This window comes from Malikia sp., assembly GCF_028687635.1.
Taxonomy (GTDB): Bacteria; Pseudomonadota; Gammaproteobacteria; order Burkholderiales; family Burkholderiaceae_C; genus Malikia.
Genome location: NZ_JAQTZS010000011.1, coordinates 51008 through 71311, shown reverse-complemented (window position 1 = coordinate 71311; position 20304 = coordinate 51008). Strand labels below are relative to the sequence as shown.

Annotated in this window: 19 protein-coding genes, 3 tRNA genes and 1 pseudogene; 18 read left to right on the top strand and 5 right to left on the bottom strand. The window is 68.2% G+C overall.

What is annotated here, in order from left to right; all coding sequences use genetic code 11:
* Positions 1–4: 4 nt before the first annotated feature.
* Together PHR85_RS08815 and PHR85_RS08810 are read right to left on the bottom strand one after the other, a co-directional pair.
* Positions 5–514, bottom strand: a complete 510-nt coding sequence (locus tag PHR85_RS08815) for a DUF6691 family protein (protein WP_300053162.1) — start codon at positions 512–514, stop codon at positions 5–7.
* Positions 511–918 carry a YeeE/YedE thiosulfate transporter family protein gene (locus PHR85_RS08810; protein WP_300053159.1) on the bottom strand — a complete coding sequence of 136 codons (408 nt, stop codon included), beginning with the start codon at positions 916–918 and terminating at the stop codon, positions 511–513. Before PHR85_RS08810 ends, PHR85_RS08815 begins: the two co-directional genes overlap by 4 nt.
* A gap of 137 nt (positions 919–1055) precedes the next feature.
* Here PHR85_RS08810 and PHR85_RS08805 point away from each other — a divergent pair.
* From PHR85_RS08805 to PHR85_RS08795, 3 genes and pseudogenes are all read left to right on the top strand, one after another.
* Positions 1056–1568: pseudogene (locus tag PHR85_RS08805) on the top strand (MBL fold metallo-hydrolase); the annotation flags it as partial.
* A gap of 138 nt (positions 1569–1706) precedes the next feature.
* Positions 1707–2174 carry a rhodanese-like domain-containing protein gene (locus tag PHR85_RS08800; RefSeq protein ID WP_300053223.1) on the top strand — a complete coding sequence of 156 codons (468 nt, stop codon included), beginning with the start codon at positions 1707–1709 and terminating at the stop codon, positions 2172–2174.
* Between the two features lie 60 nt (positions 2175–2234).
* Complete coding sequence (locus PHR85_RS08795) at positions 2235–3005, top strand: type III pantothenate kinase (protein WP_300053156.1); 771 nt, start codon at positions 2235–2237, stop codon at positions 3003–3005.
* 2 nt (positions 3006–3007) lie between these two features.
* Here the strand turns inward: PHR85_RS08795 and PHR85_RS08790 are convergent, their stop codons facing one another.
* A complete protein-coding gene (locus PHR85_RS08790; protein WP_300053152.1) occupies positions 3008–4216 on the bottom strand; it encodes a M20 aminoacylase family protein in 1209 nt (402 codons plus the stop codon).
* 134 nt (positions 4217–4350) lie between these two features.
* Here PHR85_RS08790 and rfbB point away from each other — a divergent pair, with 134 nt between their 5' ends.
* From rfbB to PHR85_RS08725, 13 genes are all read left to right on the top strand, one after another.
* Positions 4351–5424, top strand: a complete 1074-nt coding sequence (gene rfbB, locus PHR85_RS08785) for a dTDP-glucose 4,6-dehydratase (protein WP_300053149.1) — start codon at positions 4351–4353, stop codon at positions 5422–5424.
* Positions 5421–6332 carry a dTDP-4-dehydrorhamnose reductase gene (gene rfbD, locus PHR85_RS08780; protein ID WP_300053146.1) on the top strand — a complete coding sequence of 304 codons (912 nt, stop codon included), beginning with the start codon at positions 5421–5423 and terminating at the stop codon, positions 6330–6332. Before rfbB ends, rfbD begins: the two co-directional genes overlap by 4 nt.
* A 29-nt stretch (positions 6333–6361) precedes the next feature.
* Complete coding sequence (rfbA, locus tag PHR85_RS08775; protein WP_300053143.1) at positions 6362–7246, top strand: glucose-1-phosphate thymidylyltransferase RfbA; 885 nt, start codon at positions 6362–6364, stop codon at positions 7244–7246.
* On the top strand, positions 7246–7797 hold the full coding sequence (gene rfbC, locus PHR85_RS08770; RefSeq protein WP_300053140.1) for a dTDP-4-dehydrorhamnose 3,5-epimerase: 552 nt from the start codon (positions 7246–7248) through the stop codon (positions 7795–7797). The genes rfbA and rfbC overlap by 1 nt, the downstream gene beginning before the upstream one ends.
* A gap of 15 nt (positions 7798–7812) precedes the next feature.
* A complete protein-coding gene (locus PHR85_RS08765) occupies positions 7813–9060 on the top strand; it encodes a glycosyltransferase (RefSeq protein ID WP_300053138.1) in 1248 nt (415 codons plus the stop codon).
* A 104-nt stretch (positions 9061–9164) separates the two neighbouring features.
* Positions 9165–9240: transfer RNA gene (locus PHR85_RS08760), tRNA-Asn, on the top strand.
* Positions 9241–9249: 9 nt separating this feature from the next.
* Positions 9250–9325, top strand: a tRNA-Gly gene (locus PHR85_RS08755).
* 23 nt (positions 9326–9348) lie between these two features.
* Positions 9349–9423 (top strand) — tRNA-Thr (locus PHR85_RS08750).
* A gap of 153 nt (positions 9424–9576) precedes the next feature.
* Positions 9577–10182 (top strand): hypothetical protein, encoded by a 606-nt coding sequence (locus PHR85_RS08745; protein WP_300053135.1) that lies wholly within the window; start codon positions 9577–9579, stop codon positions 10180–10182.
* Positions 10179–11951 (top strand): type I secretion system permease/ATPase, encoded by a 1773-nt coding sequence (locus tag PHR85_RS08740; protein ID WP_300053132.1) that lies wholly within the window; start codon positions 10179–10181, stop codon positions 11949–11951. Before PHR85_RS08745 ends, PHR85_RS08740 begins: the two co-directional genes overlap by 4 nt.
* Positions 11951–13747, top strand: coding sequence for a type I secretion system permease/ATPase (locus PHR85_RS08735; protein WP_300053129.1), 1797 nt, complete (start codon positions 11951–11953; stop codon positions 13745–13747). Before PHR85_RS08740 ends, PHR85_RS08735 begins: the two co-directional genes overlap by 1 nt.
* 74 nt (positions 13748–13821) lie before the next feature.
* A complete protein-coding gene (locus tag PHR85_RS08730; RefSeq protein WP_300053127.1) occupies positions 13822–15159 on the top strand; it encodes an HlyD family type I secretion periplasmic adaptor subunit in 1338 nt (445 codons plus the stop codon).
* 1 nt (position 15160) lies between these two features.
* Positions 15161–16540 (top strand): TolC family outer membrane protein, encoded by a 1380-nt coding sequence (locus tag PHR85_RS08725; RefSeq protein ID WP_300053124.1) that lies wholly within the window; start codon positions 15161–15163, stop codon positions 16538–16540.
* A 34-nt stretch (positions 16541–16574) separates the two neighbouring features.
* Here PHR85_RS08725 and metK read toward each other — a convergent pair whose 3' ends face one another.
* Positions 16575–17765, bottom strand: a complete 1191-nt coding sequence (gene metK, locus PHR85_RS08720; RefSeq protein ID WP_300053121.1) for a methionine adenosyltransferase — start codon at positions 17763–17765, stop codon at positions 16575–16577.
* 157 nt (positions 17766–17922) lie between these two features.
* Between metK and PHR85_RS08715 the strand changes: the two genes are divergently transcribed.
* Entirely contained in the window at positions 17923–18771 is an 849-nt protein-coding gene (locus tag PHR85_RS08715; RefSeq protein WP_300053118.1) for a lysophospholipid acyltransferase family protein, read from the top strand.
* A 36-nt stretch (positions 18772–18807) separates the two neighbouring features.
* Here the strand turns inward: PHR85_RS08715 and yihA are convergent, their stop codons facing one another.
* Positions 18808–19533, bottom strand: a complete 726-nt coding sequence (gene yihA, locus PHR85_RS08710) for a ribosome biogenesis GTP-binding protein YihA/YsxC (RefSeq protein WP_300053115.1) — start codon at positions 19531–19533, stop codon at positions 18808–18810.
* A 108-nt stretch (positions 19534–19641) separates the two neighbouring features.
* On the opposite strand from yihA, the gene PHR85_RS08705 reads away from it, so the two are divergent.
* A complete protein-coding gene (locus tag PHR85_RS08705) occupies positions 19642–20256 on the top strand; it encodes a c-type cytochrome (RefSeq protein ID WP_300053112.1) in 615 nt (204 codons plus the stop codon).
* Positions 20257–20304: the final 48 nt, after the last annotated feature.

The following is a 20304-nucleotide window of genomic DNA, read 5'->3' as shown; positions in this document are numbered from 1 at the left end:
GGATTCAGCGCATCGTGCGGCGCGCCAGCCACATGCCGGCCAGCATCGCCGGCACGAACAGCCAGACGTCCTGGCCGCCGATCAGCAGCGTGGCCAGCGCCGGACCCGGGCAGTAGCCCGCCAGGCCCCAGCCGACGCCGAAGATCACCGCGCCCTGCAGCAGCGCGGCGTCGATGCGCTCCTGCTGCGGCAGCACGAACTGGCCACCGCACCAGGGCTTGCGCTGCGGGTGGCTTGGGTTGGCCGGCGTGAGCCAGAACGCCAGCAGCGTGACCATGACGGCGCCACCCATCACGAAGGCCAGACTCGGGTCCCAGGCGCCGGGAAACTCGCCCCGCGCCAGGCCGGCCAGGTTCAGGAAACCGATCACCTTGGCCGGCTGCGCCATGCCCGACAGCAGGAGGCCGAGCGCGAACAGCAGGCCGGCTGCCAATGCCAGCAGCAGGCCGCCGATCAGGCGGGTCGCCGGAGCGCGCCGGGGCAGCGGGGGCATGGCGAAGTTGTCGGGTCTCATTGCAGACCTCCGGTCAGGAAGACGGTGACGAAGGCGCTGGCCATGAAGGTCAGCACCGCGACCAGCGAGCGCAGCGAGCGCCGGCCCAGGCCGCAGACGCCGTGTCCGCTGGTGCAGCCCGAGCCGCGCACGCTGCCAAAGCCCACCAGCAGGCCGGCGCCCACGATCGGCAGCGGCGCCCGTGCCGGCGGCTCGGGGACCGGCAGCCATTGCGCGAACAGCGCGCCGCCCGCGATCAGTCCCAGCAGGAAGGCCCAGCGCCAATAGGCGTGCCAGCCGCGCTCGTGCAGCGCCGAGCAGGTGATGCCGCTGATGCCGGCGACGCGGCCCAGCCCGGCCAGCAGCAGCCAGCTCGCCAGGCCGATCAACATGCCGCCCAGGGCGGCCGAAAGGTAGGGGTGCACGGGGGGGTCTCCAACAGGCCGCCAACCGGCGGCAAACCCGCTATTTTCGGCCCAAAGCCAGCAACCTGGGCGCCGGACATTTCCGCGCTACTTATGATGCGGGGATTCATCCCAGGCCAATCCGAGATCCATCCGCCATGCACCCGATCCAGCTCTTCGATCCCGATTCCAGCACCTACACCTACCTGCTGTTCGACGAGACCAGCCGCGAGGCCCTGATCATCGATCCGGTCGATACCCAGCTCGAACGCGATCTGGCCGCGCTGCGCCAGTACGGCCTCAAGCTGCTGTGGACGGTCGAGACCCATGCCCACGCCGACCACATCACCAGCGCGGGGCTGCTGGCCGAGCACACTGGCGCGCGCACCGCGGCGCCGGCCGGCTGTGGCATCAGCACCGCCGCGCTCCAGTTGCAGGATGGTGCCGAGTTGCCCTTCGGCACGCAGACGCTCCAGGCCATCGCCACGCCCGGTCACACCGCCGGCAGCATGAGCTATTACTGGGAGAGCGGCGGCCTGCGCCATGTCTTCACCGGCGACACGCTGCTGATCAACGGCTGCGGTCGCACCGACTTCCAGTCCGGCAGCGCCGAGGCGCTCTGGCACAGCATCACAGGTCGCCTGTTCACGCTACCGGCCGACACCACGGTCTGGCCCGGCCACGACTACCACGGCCACAAGCACTCAAGCATCGGTCACGAGAGGGCGCGCAACCCGCGCCTGGCCGGCAAGACGCAGCAGGAGTTCATCGCGATCATGGACGGGCTGAACCTGCCCAAGCCGCGCCGCATGGACGAGGCCGTGCCGGCCAACCTGACCTCGGGCCTGCGCCACGATATCGATGGCGCGCTGCTGTTGCAGCCGCGTCCGGCCGCTGCTTACGCGGGCGATGTCTCGCCGCAACTGGCCTGGGCCTGGGTACGGGCCGGCGAGGCGGTGCTGGTCGACGTGCGCACCGATGCCGAGCGCGAGTGGGTGGGCTTCGTGCCGGGCGCGGTCGCCGTGGCCTGGAAGCAGTGGCCCGGCATGGCGATGAATCCGGACTTCGACGCCCAGCTGCGCCAGGCCGCCGATGGCCAGAAGGTCGTGCTGCTGTGCCGCAGCGGCGTGCGCTCGGTCGTGGCGGCCAAGCGTGCGACCGAACTCGGCATCAAGGCCTACAACATCCTCGAAGGCTTCGAGGGCGATCCCGATGCCAATGCCCAGCGCGGCAACCAGGGGGGCTGGCGCTTTCATGGCCTGCCTTGGCGTCAATAATCGCCCCAACCTTGACAAAACCAGGGTTTACCCTGGTGTCCAGTTGATTATCATCACGGTATGAGTTTTCTTGCCATCGATGTCGGTAACACCCGCCTCAAGTGGGCGCTTTACGACAAGCCTGACTTGGATGCCCGTTTGCTGGCGCATGGGGTGCAGTTCCTCGAAAATATCGAGTCCCTGGCCGAGGGCGACTGGAGCCGCCTGGCCGAGCCCCGTCAGGTGTTGGGCTGCGTGGTCGCCGGCGAGGCGGTCAGGCGCCGGGTCGTCGAGCAGCTTGAGCTGTGGGACGTCGCGCCGCAGTGGGTGGTTTCCAGCGCGGCCGAGGCGGGGCTGGTCAACGGCTACGATCATCCGGCCCGGCTCGGTTCTGACCGTTGGGTCGCGATGATCGGCGCGCGCCAGCGCCTGCTCGCGCGCGGCCAGCGCCGGCCCTGCGTGCTCGTGATGGTCGGCACGGCGGTCACGGTCGAGGCGATCGACGCCGAAGGCCGCTTCCTGGGCGGCATCATCCTGCCCGGTCACGGCATCATGCTGCGCGCGCTCGAATCCGGCACCGCCGGCCTGCATGTGCCGACCGGCGAGGTGCGTGACTTCCCGACCAACACCAGCGATGCGCTGACCAGCGGCGGCACCTTCGCGATCGCCGGCGCGGTGCAGCGCATGGTCGACAACCTGCGCCGCCATTGTGGCCAGGAGCCGGCCTGCATCATGACAGGTGGTGCCGGCTGGAAGATGGCGCCCAGCATGACGGTCGAGTTCGAGCTGGTCGAGAGCCTGATCTTCGACGGCCTGCTGGCGATCGCGCACCACCGCTTCGGCGGCGCCTGAATTCAGGCCGCCGGGCGCGCCAGCCAGCGCGTGACCAGCTCGACCCAGTAGCTCGCGCCGACCGGGATCAATGCGTCGTTGAAGTCGTAATGCGGGTTGTGCAGCATGCACGGCCCGGCGTCGTGGCCGCCACCGTAGGCCGCGCGGTGCGCGCCGTCGCCATTGCCCAGGAACAGGTAGGCGCCCGGCCTGGCCTGCAGCATGTAGGCGAAGTCCTCGGCGCCCATGGTGGGCTCCTGCGCCAGCGTGAGCGCGGGGCCGACCACGTCGAGCGCGACCTCGCGCGCGAAATCCGCCTCGACCGCGCTGTTGACGGTCGGCGGGTAGTTGCGCTGGAACTCGAATTCGCAGTCGGCGCCAAAGGCGGCGCAGGTGTGGACGGACAGCTCGCGCATGCGCCGCTCGACCAGATCGAGCACGTCGGTGCTGAAGGTGCGCACCGTGCCCTGGATCTCGCAGGCGTCCGGCACCACGTTGGTGGCTTCGCCGGTGTGGATCATGGTGACCGAGATCACGGCGGTGTCGATCGGCTTGACGTTGCGCGAGACGATGGTCTGGAAGGCCTGCACCAGCTGGCAGGCGACCGGGATCGGATCCAGCGTGCGGTCGGGCATGGCCGCGTGGCCGCCCTTGCCTCGGATCGTGATCAGGAACTCGTTGCTCGACGCCATCACGGGGCCGGGGCTGACGGCGATGCTGCCAGCCGGCAGTCCGGGCCAGTTGTGCAGGCCGAATACCGCCTCGACGGGCCAGCGCTCGAACAGGCCGTCGGCGATCATCTCGCGCGCGCCGCCGCCACCTTCCTCGGCCGGCTGGAAGATCAGCACCACCGCGCCGTCGAAGTCGCGCCGCCTGGCCAGCTCGCGCGCGGTGGCCAACAGGATCGCGACATGGCCGTCGTGGCCGCAGCCGTGCATGCGGCCCGGGTGCCGGCTGGCGTGCCCGAAGGTATTGAGTTCGGTCATCGGCAGCGCGTCCATGTCGGCGCGCAGGCCGACCGCGCGACCGCAGGCGCCGCCGTCGCGGCCGTGGATCAGTCCGACCACGCCGGTGCGGCCCAGGCCGCGCCGCGCCTCGATGCCCCATTCAGCCAGTTTGGCGGCGATCAGGTCGGCGGTGCGCAGTTCTGCGAAGGCCAGTTCCGGGTGGGCGTGGAGGTCGCGGCGCAGCAGCGCCATTTCGTCGGCGGTCACGGTATCGATCAGTTTCATGGGTGGGCTCCGGCCATGCGGAGATGTTAGAGCATGCAGCCGGTGTTCGTCTGGACCTGCCACGGTTTTGCCGCTTTCGCCCCTGCAAACGAAAGGATAATGCTTGGATATTTCAAATCAAAAAGGATGGCCACATGATTCTCGTCACCGGCGGCGCCGGCTTCATCGGCAGCAATTTCGTGCTCGACTGGCTGGCAGGCTCGGATGAGCCCGTCATCAACCTCGACAAGCTGACCTACGCGGGCAACCTCGAAAACCTCGCCACCTTGCAGGGCAATCCGAACCATGTCTTCGTGCAGGGCGACCTGGGCGACCGCGAGCTGGTCGATCGCCTGTTGGCCGAGCACAAGCCGCGCGCCGTGCTGAACTTCGCGGCCGAGAGCCATGTCGACCGCAGCATCCATGGCCCCGAGGACTTCATCCAGACCAACATCCTGGGCACCTTCCGCCTGCTGGAGTCGGTGCGTTCCTACTGGTCGGCGCTGCCGGCCGACGAGAAAGCCGCCTTCCGCTTCCTGCATGTCAGCACCGACGAGGTCTATGGCACCCTGGCCAAGGAAGATCCGCCCTTCGCCGAGGACAACCGCTACGAGCCCAACAGCCCGTACTCGGCATCCAAGGCGGCGTCCGACCACTTGGTGCGGGCCTGGCACCACACCTATGGCCTGCCAGTGCTGACCACCAACTGCAGCAACAACTACGGCCCCTTCCATTTCCCCGAGAAGCTGATCCCGCTGATGATCGTCAATGCCCTGGCCGGCAAGGCGCTGCCGGTGTACGGCGACGGCATGCAGATCCGCGACTGGCTCTATGTCAAGGACCATTGCAGCGCGATCCGCCGCGTGCTCGAAGGCGGCCGGCTGGGCGAGACCTACAACGTCGGCGGCTGGAACGAGAAGCCGAACATCGAGATCGTGCAGCGGGTCTGCGCCCTGCTTGACGAGCTGCGCCCCAAGGCCGACGGCAGCTCCTACGCCACGCAGATCACCTATGTGACCGACCGCCCGGGCCATGACCGCCGCTACGCGATCGACGCGCGCAAGATCGAGCGCGAGCTGGGCTGGAAGCCGGCCGAGACCTTCGAGACCGGCATCCGCAAGACGGTCGAATGGTATCTGGCCCATCCGGACTGGGTCGCCCATGTGCAGAGCGGCAGCTACCGCGACTGGGTCGCCAAGCAGTACGCCAACGAGGCGCAGCCGGCATGAGCGACCACGGCAAGACGCCAACCATCCTGCTGCTGGGCGGTAAAGGCCAGGTCGGCTGGGAGCTGCAGCGCAGCCTGGCACCGCTCGGTCGCGTCGTGGCGCTCGATCGCCACAGCACCGATCACTGCGGCGACCTGTCCGATCTCGACGGCCTGAAGGCGACGGTGCGCGCGCTGCGTCCGGTGGCCATAGTCAACGCCGCCGCGCACACGGCGGTCGACAAGGCCGAGAGCGAGCCCGAGCTGGCGCAACTGGTCAACGCGCTGGCGCCGCAGGCGCTGGCACAGGCTGCTGCAGAGGTCGGTGCCTGGCTGCTGCACTACAGCACCGACTATGTCTTCGACGGCAGCGGCGACCAGCCCTGGCGGGAGGATGACGCCACCGGCCCGCTCAACATCTACGGCCGCAGCAAGCTCGAAGGCGAACAGCTGATCGCGCAGGCCTGCGCCAAACACCTGATCTTTCGGACCAGCTGGGTCTACGCCGCGCGCGGCGGCAATTTCGCCAAGACCATGCTGCGCCTGGCCGGGGAGCGCGAGCGCCTGACCGTGATCGCCGACCAGTTCGGTGCGCCGACCGGCGCCGAGCTGATCGCCGACGTCAGCGCGCACGTGCTGGCCCGGGTGCTGCGCACCGGCACCGGCCCAGGCATCTACCACCTGGCCGCCGCAGGTGAAACCAGCTGGCATGGCTACGCCAGCCAGGTGATCGCGACCGCGCGCCGGCTCAAGCCCGAGCAGCAGCTCAAGGTGCGGGCGATTGATCCGGTGCCGACCAGCGCCTTTCCGACCCCAGCCCGTCGGCCACTCAACTCGCGCCTTGATACGGGCAAGCTGCAACAGACCTTCGGCCTGACGCTGCCGCCCTGGCAGCAGGGCGTCGAGCGCATGCTGGCCGAGATCCTCTGAGACCTCAAAGAACCGACAGGAAATTTCACATGAAGCAACGCAAGGGCATCATCCTCGCTGGCGGCTCCGGCACCCGGCTGCACCCGGCCACGCTGGCGATCAGCAAGCAGCTGCTGCCGGTCTACGACAAGCCGATGATCTACTATCCCTTGAGCACGCTGATGCTGGCCGGCATCCGCGAGGTGCTGGTCATCAGCACGCCGCAGGACACGCCGCGCTTCCAGCAGCTGCTGGGCGACGGCGCCCAGTGGAGCATGAGCATCGAGTACGCGGTCCAGCCCAGCCCCGATGGCCTGGCGCAGGCCTTCATCATCGGCGAGTCGTTCCTGGACGGCGCGCCCAGTGCGCTGGTGCTGGGCGACAACATCTACCACGGCCATGACTTCCAGCCGCTGCTGCAGGCGGCCGATGCGCAGGAGCAGGGCGCGACCGTGTTTGCCTACCATGTGCATGACCCCGAGCGCTACGGCGTGGTCGAGTTCGATGCCGCCGGCAAGGCCATCAGCATCGAGGAAAAGCCCCAGGCGCCCAAGTCCAACTACGCCGTCACCGGCCTGTACTTCTACGACAGCCAGGTGGTCGAGATCGCCAAGGCGGTCAAGCCCAGCGCGCGCGGCGAGCTCGAAATCACCAGCGTCAACCAGGCCTACCTCGAGCAGGGCAGCCTGACGGTGCAGACCATGGGCCGCGGCTACGCCTGGCTCGACACCGGCACCCACGACAGCCTGCTCGAAGCGGGCCAGTTCATCGCCACGCTCGAGAAGCGCCAGGGCCTGAAGGTCGCCTGCCCGGAGGAAATCGCCTGGCGCAACGGCTGGATCGACGGCGTCCAGCTGCAGCGCCTGGCCGACCCGCTCAAGAAGAACGGCTACGGACAGTATCTGATGAGCCTGTTCAGTGACAAGGTGTTCTGATGAAGGTCATTTCCACCGCCGTTGCCGACGTCCTGATCATCGAACCCCGGGTGTTCGGCGACGCACGCGGCTTCTTCTACGAGAGCTTCAACCAGCAGGCCTTCGATGCCGCCACCGGCACCAGCCTCCAGTTCGTGCAGGACAACCACAGCCGAAGCAGCCGGGGCGTGCTGCGCGGACTGCACTACCAGCTCGCGCCCAAGGCACAGGGCAAGCTGGTGCGCGTGGTGCGCGGCGCGGTGTTCGACGTCGCGGTCGATATCCGTCGCGCTTCGCCGACCTTCGGGCAATGGGCCGGCGTCGAGCTCAGCGAGGACAACCACCGTCAGCTCTGGATCCCGCCGGGCTTCGCGCACGGCTTCCTGGTGCTGAGCGAGTCGGCCGACTTCCTCTACAAGACCACCGACTACTACAGCCCCGAGCACGAGCGCTGCATCGCCTGGGACGATCCGGCGATCGGCGTCGCGTGGCCTGATGTCGGTCTGGCGCCGCAGCTGTCGGCCAAGGATCAGCAGGGCAAGGCGCTGGCACGGGCGGAAGTCTTCGCCTGAACGGCAGGGTTTTTGGTGAACATCCTCTTCGTCCACCAGAACTTCCCCGGTCAGTTCAGGCATCTGGCGCCCGCCTTGGCGCGGCAGGGGCATCGGGTGCTGGCCATGACGATGCGCCAGGTCGAGCCGGGCCTCTGGCAGGGGGTGCGCATCGTGCCTTACGGCGCGCAGCGCGGCACCACGCCCGGCATCCATCCCTGGGTGCGGGATTTCGAGACCAAGGCCATACGCGGCGAGGCCTGCTTCCGCGCCGCGTTGGCGCTCCAGCGCGAGGGCTTCGAGCCCGACGTGATCGTGGCGCATCCGGGCTGGGGTGAAAGTCTGTTCCTGAAGGAGGTCTGGCCACGGGCGCGGCTGGGCCTCTACTGCGAGTTCTTCTACCAGGCGCAGGGGGCGGACATCGACTTCGATCCCGAGTTTCCGCCGGCCGACCCGACGGGCGATGCCTGCCGGCTGCGGCTCAAGAACCTCAACAACCTGCTGCATTTCGAGGTCGCCGATGCTGGCCTCTCGCCGACGCAGTGGCAGGCCAGCACCTTTCCCGCCCCCTTTCGCGACCGGATCACGGTGATCCACGACGGCATCGACACTGAGGCCGTGGCGCCCCGACCCGATGTCAGCCTGACGCTCAACGGCAGTCTCGGGCTTGAACGCGGCGACGAGATCATCACCTTCGTCAACCGCCAGCTCGAACCCTACCGGGGCTACCATGTCTTCATGCGCGCCTTGCCCGAGATCCTGCGGCGTCGTCCCAACGCCAGGATCATGATCGTCGGCGGCGAGGGCGTGAGCTATGGTGCCGCACCCGATCCGGCGCGCCATGGGGGGCGCAGCTGGAAGTGCATCTTTGCCGACGAGGTCCGGCTGCGGATGGCCGATGCCGATTGGGCGCGCGTGCATTTCCTGGGCAATCTGCCTTATCAGCAGTTCGTGTCGCTGCTGCAGCTCAGTGCCTTGCATGTCTACCTGACCTACCCCTTCGTGCTGAGCTGGAGCCTGCTCGAAGCCATGAGCGCTGGCTGCGCCATCGTCGCCAGCGATACGGCCCCGCTGCGCGAGGCCATCATCCACGGCGAGACCGGACGGCTGGCCGGCTTTTTCGACGTCCCGGAATGGGCGCGGCAGGTCTGCGAGCTGCTCGACGACCCGGCTGAACGGGCCCGCCTGGGCCGGCGGGCGCGGGCGTTCGCGCGCGACCATTACGACCTGGAGTCGGTCTGCCTGCCGCGTCAGCTGGCCTGGGTCAGCGCACTGGCGGGCTGAGTGGCGCGAAGCGGAATTTTTTTGCTCCGGCTTGCATCGGTCACGAAAAAGGCGTTTTTCTTGTATAGAATAGCGGCTTCTGATCGATACGCAACGTATCGTATTCCTCGATAGCTCAGTCGGTAGAGCGCCGGACTGTTAATCCGTAGGTCCCTGGTTCGAGCCCAGGTCGAGGAGCCAGATTTGCACGCGGGATTAGCTCAGTTGGTAGAGCGATACCTTGCCAAGGTATAGGTCGAGAGTTCGAGTCTCTTATCCCGCTCCAGCGCTTTCGCGCTCGAGCAGTTCGCCCATGTGGCTCAGTGGTAGAGCACCCCCTTGGTAAGGGGGAGGTCGGCAGTTCGATCCTGCCCATGGGCACCACAATCCCTCCTAATCGTCCAGTCATTCAGGCCGGTGCGCATCACGTTTCCCCGTTTTCCCGTTGGCCGCCGAGTCGCGTCGGGCTGATGCCTGGGTGCGTCGTTGCTCGGACGAATTTCATTTTCATATAGGATATGGTTAGAATGTTCCTATATGAAGAAAAACCTGCGCATCAGCCTGCAGACCAGCGAGGAGCAGAAGGCCCGTCTGCTCGCGCTGCAGCAGCTGTTCGCGCGCGCCTGCAACGCCCTGGCGCCCACGGTGCGCGACAGCCGCTGCTGGAACCGGGTGGCGCTGCATCACATGACCTACAAGGGCTTGCGCGAGCAGTTCCCCACTCTGGGTTCGCAGATGGCTTGCAACGCCATCTACTCGGTCTGCCGCGCCAGCCGGGCGGTCTACCAGGGAGTGGAGAGCCCGTTCAACCTCGCGTGCCTGGGGGATCGCCCCTTGCCGCTGATCCGCTTCGCCGACAACTGCCCGGTCTATTTCGACCGCCACACGCTCAGTCTCAAGTCCGGCCAGCTGTCGCTGTTCACGCTCGACGGCCGCATGCGCTTCCAGCTGGCCTTGCGCCCCGAGGACGAGGCCGCGTTCCAGCAAGGCCGGCTGCGCGAGATCGTGCTGTTGCAACGCGCTGACGGCGAGTTCGAGCTGAGCTTTCTGCTCGAATCCGTGGCCGCTGGCGAGGCGGCGCAGCGAGCGCCGCACAACGAGGAATGGCCTCGATACCTGATGGTGGAAGAGCAAGTCGCATGAACCCGAACCAGAAACCTTCCGAACTGGCGGAGGCCCTGCTGGCCTTGAAGCCGTACTACTGGCGGGCTTTCGGCTTTGCCCTGGTGGCGAGTCTGCTGGTGCTGGCTCCCACCCTCTACATGCTGGAGGTCTATGACCGGGTGGTCAACAGCCGCAGCCATGTGACGCTGGCCATGCTGACGCTGCTGGTCGTGCTGGCCTACGTGGTGATGGAGGTGCTGGAATGGGTGCGTTCCGAAACCTTGCGCGAGGCGGGCGTGCAGTTCGACCGGCGCATGGCACCGCGTGTGTTCCAGGCCATCTACGAGTCCAACCTGCGCCGTCTCGGTTCCCCTTCGATCCAGCCGATGAACGACTTTCGCACCCTGCGCGACTTTCTGCACCATCCGGTGCTCGGTGCGCTGATGGAGTCGCCGGTGTCGCTGCTGTTCGCGCTGATCCTTTTTGCGATGAGTCCGGTGCTGGGCTGGTCGGCCGTCGCGGGCGCGCTGGTGCAGGTGACGCTGGCCTGGTTCAACGAGCGTGGCACCCAGCCGCCGTTGCTGGCCGCCAACCGCGCCGCGATTGCCGCCCAGCAATACGCCGACGGCTCGCTGCGCAACGCCGAGGTGATCGAGTCGATGGGCATGTTGCACAACATCCACGGCCGCTGGATGCGCAAGCAGCGCGAGTTCCTGGGTCTGCAGGCCCAGGCTTCCGACCGGGCGGGCGCCTTCCAGGCCGCCAGCAAGTTCATCCAGACCACCATGGCTTCGCTGCTGCTCGGCGTGGGGGCCTGGCTGATCCTGGGCAATCAGCTTCCCGGTGGGGGCGGCGCGATGATCGTCGGCTCGGTGCTCGGCGGGCGCATGCTGGCCCCGCTGGTGCAGATGGTGAGTCAGTGGCGCGCGGTCGTCAACTTGCGTGACGCCTGGAGCCGCCTGGACCAGCTGCTGACCCAGTTGCCAGCCAGGCCACCCGCCATGTCCTTGCCGGCGCCCAAGGGTCGACTGCTGGTGGAAAACCTGATGGCGGCGGCTCCGGGCTCCCATGCCGCCATCCTCAAGGGGGTGGCCTTCGCCCTGCAGCCGGGCGAGGTGCTGGCCGTGGTCGGTCCTTCGGCTGCCGGCAAGACCACGCTGGCACGGCTGCTGGTGGGGCTGTGGCCTGCCGCCAGCGGCAAGGTGAGGCTGGACGGCGCCGACATCTTCGCCTGGGACAAGCAGGAGCTGGGCCCGCACCTGGGCTATCTGCCGCAGGGCGTGGAACTGCTCGAAGGCACGCTGGCCGAGAACATCGCGCGCTTCGGCGAACCCAGCCCGGCCAAGGTGGAGGCGGCGGCGCGCGCCGTCGGCCTGCACGAATTCATCCTGAGCCTGCCCCAGGGCTACGACAGCCCGGTCGGCCGCGACGGCGCCATGCTGTCGGGTGGCCAGCGTCAGCGCGTCGCGCTGGCGCGCGCGTTCTATGGCGATCCGGTGTTCGTCGTGCTCGATGAGCCCAACTCCAGCCTGGATGAGTTGGGTGACGCCGCGCTCGCGCAGGCCATTGCCGGACTCAAGCTACGCGGCACCACCTTCGTGGTGATGACCCACCGCACCAGCGTGCTGGGCGTGGCCGACAAGCTGCTGGTGTTGCGCGACGGCGCGCAGCAGGCCTTCGGCCCACGCGACGAGGTGCTGGCGGCGCTGAACCAGGCGGCGCAGCAGGCTCAACAGCCACCACAGCAGACCCGGCAGGCGCCCGCCACGCCACAACGCGCCGCCATGGTGGCCTCCCCGACGCCCTGATGGCCAAGCATGAACTGGACGGACCGAACAAGATGACAAGCAAGGGTTTTTTTGCGCGCAGCGAGCTCACGGCCACGCTGTGGACCTTCCGGCGCGAATTCATGGTGGCGGGTCTGTTCAGCCTGGTGGTCAACCTGCTGCTGCTGTCGCCCACGCTCTACATGCTGCAGGTCTACGACCGTGTGCTGGTCAGCCGCAGCGAGCTGACCTTGCTGGCCGTGTCGCTGCTCACATTGTTCCTGTTTGCCGTGATGGCGTTCGCCGAGTGGTCGCGCTCGCGCCTGCTGGTGCGTGCCGGCGTGAGGCTGGACGCCGCGCTGGGTACCCGGGTCTTCAACGCCACCTTCGAGGCCAACCTGAGCCAGTCGGGCGCGCCGGTGCAGCGCACCTTTTCCGACCTGACCGAGATCCGCCAGTTCCTCACTGGCAGCGGCATCTTCGCCTTCTTCGATGCGCCCTGGACGCCGATCTACATCGTGGTGCTGTTTTTCCTGCACCCTTTCCTGGGCTGGGTCGCCATCGCTTTCGCCCTGGTCCAGGCGGCGCTGGCCTGGCTGGGGCATCGCCACGCCATCGTGCCGTCCGAGGCGGCGGCCAAGGCGCAGAGCGAGGTGAACCAGTTCCTGCAGCACAAGCTGCGCAATGCCGAGGTGGTCGAAGCTATGGGCATGCTGGTCGGGCTGCGTCAGCGCTGGCAGCAGCGTCATGCCGCCCAGATGGCTCTGCACGGGGCCGCGCAGGCCCTGACACACCGCATCACGGCGATCAGCAAATGGGTGCGCTACTGCCAGCAGTCGTTTGCCCTGGGGGCTGGCGCGCTGCTGGTGATCGATGGCCAGTTGAGTCCCGGCGCCATGATCGCCGCCAACGTGCTGATGACCCGTGCCCTGGCGCCGATCGACCTGATGGTGAGCAGCTGGCGCAGTTTTCTCGGCGCGCGCGGCGCCTTCGAGCGACTGGAACAGCTGCTGCAGCGCCACCCAGAGCGGGATCCGGCGCTGACCCGCGTCCCGCCCAAGGGGGCGGTGTGCTTGCGTCAGGTGGTGGCCAGCGCCCCGGGGCGCTCCCGTCCCATCCTGCAGGATGTGAGCCTGCAGGCCGAACCCGGCAGCGTGACGGTGGTGCTGGGTCCCTCGGGTTCGGGCAAGTCCACGCTGGCGCGGGTGCTGGTCGGCATCTGGCCTGATGTCAGCGGCGAGGTGCTGCTCGACGAGCGCCCGCTGGACGGCTGGAGCCGTACCGAGCTCGGCCCGCACCTGGGCTACCTGCCACAGGACATCGAGTTGTTCGATGGCACGATTGCCGAAAACATCGCCCGCTTTGGCGAGATCGATTCAGCCCGGGTGATCGCGGCCGCGCAAGGCGCCGGCCTGCACGAGATGATCCTGCGCCTGCCCAAGGGCTACGACACCCCGATCGGCGAGGCCGGCGGCCTGCTCTCGGGCGGCCAGCGCCAGCGCATCGGCCTGGCGCGCGCGATCCACGGCGAGCCCGCGCTGATCGTGCTCGACGAGCCCAACGCCAACCTCGATGACGTCGGCGAGACCGCGCTGATGCAGGCGGTGCGCCAGCTCAAGGCCAATGGCAAGACGGTGTTCCTGATCACCCACCGCCCCGGTGTCATCGCGCTGGCGGATCGGCTGCTGGTGCTGCGCGACGGCCGGGTGCGGTGGCAGGGGCCGCGCGACGCCGTGCTGGCGCAGATGAAGGCCGCCCAGTCTGCCGCCCAGCGCGCCCCGGCTGCGCCTGCGCAGGCCAGCCCGGGCCAGGCAGTGGCGCTGCCGATGGTCAGCTGAAGTCTCCTCCACGCACCGCGCGCATTGAAACGAATTCGCTTCCCAGACCCAAGATGGCCCACTCCAGCACTGACATGAACCCGCCAGACCAGCCTACTCAACCGGCCGCTTCCGGCCAGCCGCCGTCCGATGCCGGCCGTGCCGCCCGCATCGGCCTGTGGACCCTGGGCCTGGGCTTTGGCGGCTTCCTGCTCTGGGCCGGCCTGGCGCCGCTGGACGAGGGCGTGCCGAGCCCGGCCGCGGTATCCATCGACACCAAGCGCAAGGCGGTGCAGCATCTCAGTGGGGGTATCGTCAAGCAGATGCTGGTCAAGGAGGGTCAGCTGGTCCAGGAGGGCCAGACCCTGGTCCAGCTCGACGAGGCGGTGGCGCGCGCCAATTACGAGTCGGTGCGCCAGCGCTACCTGGGGCTGCGCGCGATGCAGGGGCGCTTGCTGGCCGAACAGGCGGGCTCCCGCAACATCGACCTCCATCCGGACCTGAAGGCGGCCGCCAGCGACCCGCTGATCCAGACGCAGATCGTGACCCAGCAGCAGCTGTTCCGGTCGCGCCAGGCCGCCTTGCGGGCCGAACTCGAGGGCATCGAGGAGAGCGTGCGCGGCCAGCAGGCGATGCTGCAGGCCTATGAGGGCATGCTGGTCAACCGCCGCAGCCAGCTCACGCTGCTGCAGGAGGAGCTCAAGCACACCCGAGAACTGGTGGCCGAGGGCTACGCGCCGCGCAACCGCCAACTCGAGCTCGAACGCTCGGTGGCCGATGCGCAGGCCTCGATCACCGACCTGATTGGCAACAGCACCCGGGCCCGGCGGGCGATCGGCGAGCTGCGCCAGCGCGCCCTGGGACGCCAGCAGGAATACCGCAAGGAAGTGGAAACCCAGCTGACCGACGCGACGCGCGAGGTGCAGTCCGACGCCCAGAAGTTCGCCGCCGTCAAGGCCGACCTCGAGCGCACCGAGATCAAGTCGCCGGCTTCCGGTCAGGTCGTCGGGCTCGCGATCCAGACCGTCGGCGGCGTGGTGCAGCCGGGCCAGAAACTGATGGACGTGGTGCCAGCCGACGAGCCCCTGCTGCTTGAGGCACGCATTGCCCCGCACCTGATCGACAAGTTGCGCGCCGGCTTGCCGACCGACGTGCGCTTCAGCGCCTTCGCGCATTCGCCGCAGCTCGTCGTGGCCGGCGAGGTGGAGTCGGTCTCAAGCGATCTGCTCACCGAGCAGCAGGGCGGCATGATGGTGTCCTATTACCTGGCACGAGTCAGGGTCACGCCCGAGGGCATGAAGGCGCTCGGCAAGCACCAGTTGCAGCCCGGCATGCCGGCCGAGGTCATCATCCGCACCGGCGAGCGCTCGCTGCTGACCTATCTGCTCCATCCGCTGACCAAGCGCCTGGCCGCGTCGATGAAGGAGGAATGAAATGGCGCCATCGATGCAAGGACAAGCTGCTGCTGCCCACCGTGGCAGGGCGCTGACCCTGCGCGCGCTGGCGGCTGCCGCCGCGCTGTTCGCCGGGTCGGCCTGGAGCATGGACCTGCTGCAGGCCTACCAGGCGGCGCTGCGGGAGGACGCCACCGTGCGGGCGGCGCGCGCCGCCGCCGACGCCGCGCGCGAGCGCCTGCCGCAGGCGCGGGCCCAGTTGCTGCCCAACCTCGTCTTCAGCGCCGGGCGCAACCGCAACGACCTGAGCCGCACGCAGGAAGACCTGCGGCGGCAGCCAGTCACGACCGACGAGCAGTACTACAGCTTCAACCAGACCTTGCAGCTGCGCCAGCCCCTGTTCCGCAAGCCGCTGTGGGCCGGTCTGGAGCAGGCCGGCCACCTCGTGCAGGATGCCGACGCCACCTTCGAGCGCGAACTGCAGAATCTGGGCGTGCGCGTGACGGGGGCCTACCTTGAGGCCTTGCTCGCGCAGGACCAGCTCGATCTCGTGTTGAGCCAGCAGACCTTTACCCTGACCCAGCTCGATGCGGCGCGCAAGGCGTTTGTCGCGGGTTCGGGGACCCGGACCGACATCGACGAGGCACAGGCCCGGCTGGATCTGAATCGGGCGCAGGAGCTCGAAGCGCGCCAGAACCTGGAGTACACGCGCCGCCAGCTCGAGGTGCTGACGCGCCATCCGGTCGGTGAACTCGCCAGGCTCGACGCCGGCAAGCTGCCGCTGCAGCAGCCCGAGCCGCAAGGCCTCGATGCCTGGCTGGCCATGGCCGAAGCCAGCAGCCCCGAGCTGCAGGCGCTCAAGGCCAGGCTGGAGGCGGCCAGCTCCGAAGTGGCCAAGGCCCAGGGCGGGCATTACCCCACGCTCGATGCCGTGGCGCAGGTCACGCGCAGCGCGAGCGAAAACGTCACCACGCCGAGTTCTAGCTACCTCAACCGGACCATCGGCCTGCAGCTGAACGTGCCGCTCTACGCCGGCGGCCATGCCAGTTCGGTGGTGCGCCAGGCGCTGGCCGAGCAGACGCGCGCCGAGGAGACGCTGGAGGCCACCCGGCGCGATCTGGGGCTGCGCCTGCACCGCGAATACCGCGGTGTCACCGAGGGCGTGGCCAAGGTCGGCGCGCTGGAGCAGGCCGTGCGCTCGGCCGAGCAGCTCGTCAAGTCGACCCGGCGCTCCTTCGAGGCCGGCAGCCGGACCCTGGTCGACATCCTGAACGCCGAGCAGCAACTGCAATCGACGCGGCGCGATCTGGCACAGGCCCGCTATCTGTACCTGGTCTCGCGCGTGCGCCTGCAGGCGCTGGCGGGCGGCGACAAGGAGGCCGCGATCGCCGAGCTCAATGGCTGGCTCAACGGCGGTTGAGCCATGAAGAAGGGGTCGTGATCCCCTTCGGTTTTCAGGCCACCGACAGGCCGGCCAGCTCGCGCAGCAGCTGCACCTTGTCGGTCTTCTCCCAGGTGAACTCGGGCTCGTCGCGGCCGAAGTGGCCGTAGGCGGCGGTCTTGCCGTAGATCGGGCGCAGCAGGTCCAGCATCTGGATGATGCCGCGCGGGCGCAGGTCGAACACCTCGCGCACGATCTCTGCGATGCGCTCGTCGGCGACCACGCCGGTGCCCTCGGTGTAGACCGTGATGTTCATCGGCTGCGCCACGCCGATCGCGTACGCGACCTGGATCTGGCACTGCTTGGCCAGACCGGCGGCGACGATGTTCTTGGCCACGTAGCGGGCGGCGTAGGCGGCCGAGCGGTCGACCTTGGTCGGGTCCTTGCCGCTGAACGCACCGCCGCCGTGCGGGCAGGCGCCGCCGTAGGTGTCGACGATGATCTTGCGTCCGGTCAGGCCGCAGTCACCCTGCGGGCCGCCGATGACGAAACGGCCGGTCGGGTTGATCAGGTACTTGGTGTCCTGCAGCCACTCCTTGGGCAGCACCGGCTTGATGATCTCCTCGATGATCGCCTCGGTGAAGGACGCCTTCATCTTGTGCTGGGTCTCGGACTGGTCCGGGCTGTGCTGGGTCGACAGCACCACGGTGTCGATGCTGTGCGGCTTGCCGTCGACATAGCGCATCGTGACCTGGCTCTTGGCGTCCGGGCGCAGGAAGGGCAGGCGGCCGTCCTTGCGCAGCTGGGCCTGGCGCTCGACCAGGCGGTGCGCGTAGTAGATCGGTGCCGGCATCAGGTCCGGCGTCTCGTCGCAGGCATAGCCGAACATCAGGCCTTGGTCACCGGCACCGATGTTGAGGTAGTCGTCGCTCGCGTGGTCCACGCCCTGGGCGATGTCGTTGCTCTGCTTGTCGTAGGCCACCAGCACCGCGCAGCCCTTGTAGTCGATGCCGTACTCGGTGTTGTCGTAGCCGATGCGCTTGATCGTGTCGCGCGCGACCTGGATGTAGTCGACATGCGCGTTGGTGGTGATCTCGCCGGCCAGCACCACGAGGCCGGTGTTGGTCAGGGTCTCGGCGGCGACGCGGCTGCGCGGGTCCTGTTCGAAGATCGCGTCGAGGATGGCATCCGAGATCTGGTCCGCCACCTTGTCGGGGTGGCCTTCGGAAACCGATTCGGAGGTGAAGAGGTAGTCGCTGGACATTGAATTAGCTCCGTTGGGGTTGGCGCGTTGCCAACCCCTCGCGGAGCCTGGCGAACGCTTTAGCAGGATTTGTGAATCGCCCTGCAAGTAGTTCAAGTAACTCGGCGATGCGGTAATTCTACGCTTCGGCGGCCCACGCGTCGATAATCTCCCCGTGATGCCTACTGTTTTTCGATCGCTGGCGGCCTGGCCGCTGCCCCTGCTGCACGCGCTGGGCTGGCTGGGCGGCTGGCTGGCCTGGCTGGCCTCGCCGTCCTACCGGCGCCGCTGGGCGCACAACACCCGCCTGGCCGGCCTGCGCGGCGCGGCGCGCTGGGCCTCGGTCGGCGAGGCCGGCAAGCTCAGCGCCGAGCTGCCCCGGCTCTGGCTGGGCCGGCCGCTGCCCTGGCGCTGGGACGGCATCGAACATATAGAGGCCGCGCGCGCGGCCGGGCAGGGCATGCTGTTCCTGACGCCGCACCTGGGCTGCTTCGAGATCGCGGCCCAGGCCTATGCCGCGCGGTTCGGCACCGGCGCGGATCCGAAGCCGATGACGGTGCTCTACCGGCCGCCGCGCCAGGCCTGGCTGCGCGCGCTGGTCGAAGCCAGCCGCGCCCGGCCGGGTCTCGCGACGGCGCCGACCACGCTGGCCGGCGTGCGCCAGCTGATCCAGGCGCTCAGAAGCGGCGAGGCCGTCGGCCTGCTGCCCGACCAGGTCCCGCCCGAGGGGCAGGGCGTGTGGGCCCCCTTCTTCGGCCAGCCGGCCTATACCATGACGCTGTCGGCGCGCTTCGCCCGCCTGGCCAACACCCGCGTGCTGCTGGCCTGGGGCGAGCGCCTGTCCTGGGGCCGTGGCTATGTCGTCCATGTGCTGCCGCTTGAGGAGTTGCTGGCCGAGCCGCTGGCCGACGACGCGGCCGCCATCGCAGCCCAGTTCAATCGCGCCATGGAGCGGGTGATCCTGCGCTGTCCGCAGCAATACCTCTGGGGCTATGCGCGCTACAAGCAGCCGCGCGCGCCTGCCTGACGCGCTCGGCCGAAAGGCTACTCCGGTCGCGTGATTTCAGGCGTCGGATTCAGGCGCCGCCGCTGCGTCCGGCGGGCCTGCCACGTCCACCGGATGGGTCCAGTCCCAGAGCAGGGTCGCGACATCGTCGAGTCCCTGCTTCTTGAGCGCCGAGAACAGCCTGACCTCGCCGCCGCCAGCCTGCAGTCGGGTGATCTGCAGCACCTTGGACGCCTCGCTGCGGGTCAGCTTGTCGGCCTTGGTCAGCAGCACCAGGAACTTGAGGCCCTGCTCGACGCGCGGCCGGATGATCTCCAGCAGCGCCTCGTCGAGCTCGGTCAGGCCCAGGCGCGGGTCGCACAGCAGCACGATGCCGCGCAGATTGGGCCGGCTGACCAGGTAGTTGGCCATCACCTGCTGCCAGCGCCGCTTGGCTTCCTGTGGCACGGCGGCGTAGCCATAGCCCGGCAGGTCGGCCAGCACCGCGTCGGTCACGCCCTGCTTGCCGAGCGCGAACAGGTTGATGCTCTGCGTGCGGCCCGGCGTCTTGGAGGCGAAGGCCAGGCGCTTCTGTTGCGTCAGCGTATTGATGCTGGTCGACTTGCCGGCGTTGGAGCGGCCGACGAAGGCGATCTCGGGCACGTCGAGTGCCGGCAGGTGGTGCAACTGGGGCGCTTCGGTCAGGAAGCGCGCCGTGTGCAGCCAGCCGTGGGCCGTCTTGACGTCGGGCGCGGGGCGGTCGGCGGGCCGGATTTTGCGGTCGGATGCGGGTTCTGGGCTCATGTGCGGTTCTGCGGTCATCGTCCATTGTAAAATCATCTCGTTTTGCGTCTTGCGTGCCCCTGGTTGCGCAGGTCGCTCCCTTGCAACCCGACGCCATCTGCCCTCTACATGAAACTGATCGCATCCCTCATCGGCGCCGCTGCGCTCGCAGCCCTGTCGTTGTCCGCCCACGCGCAGGCCGCCAAGCCCGATCTGGGTAAGGGCGCTGCATCCTTTGGCCAGGTGTGCGCGGCCTGCCACGCAGCCGACGGCAACTCGGTCATCGCCGCCAACCCCAAGCTGGCCGGCCAGCACCCCGAGTACCTGGTCAAGCAGCTGACCGAATTCAAGTCCGGCAAGCGTGCCAACGCCGTGATGTCCGGCATGGCCGCCGTGCTGTCCGACGACGACATGCGCAATGTCGGTTTCTGGCTCGCGAGCCAGAAACCGACCCCCGGCGCCGCCAAGGACAAGGATCTGGTGGCCCTGGGCGAGCGCATCTACCGCGGTGGCATCGCCGACCGTCAGATCGCCGCCTGCGCGGGCTGCCATTCGCCCAATGGCGCTGGCATGCCGGCACAGTACCCGCGCCTGTCGGGTCAGCACGCCGAGTACACCGCCACCCAGCTCAAGTCCTTCCGCAGCGGCGAGCGCAAGAACAGCGCGCAGATGACCGGCGTCGCCGTCTACCTGACCGACAAGGAAATCACGGCGGTTTCCGATTACATCGCCGGTCTGCGCTGAGCGGCCGCGCACGGTCGGGTCAGACCCTGAGTCCATCAGGGTCAATTG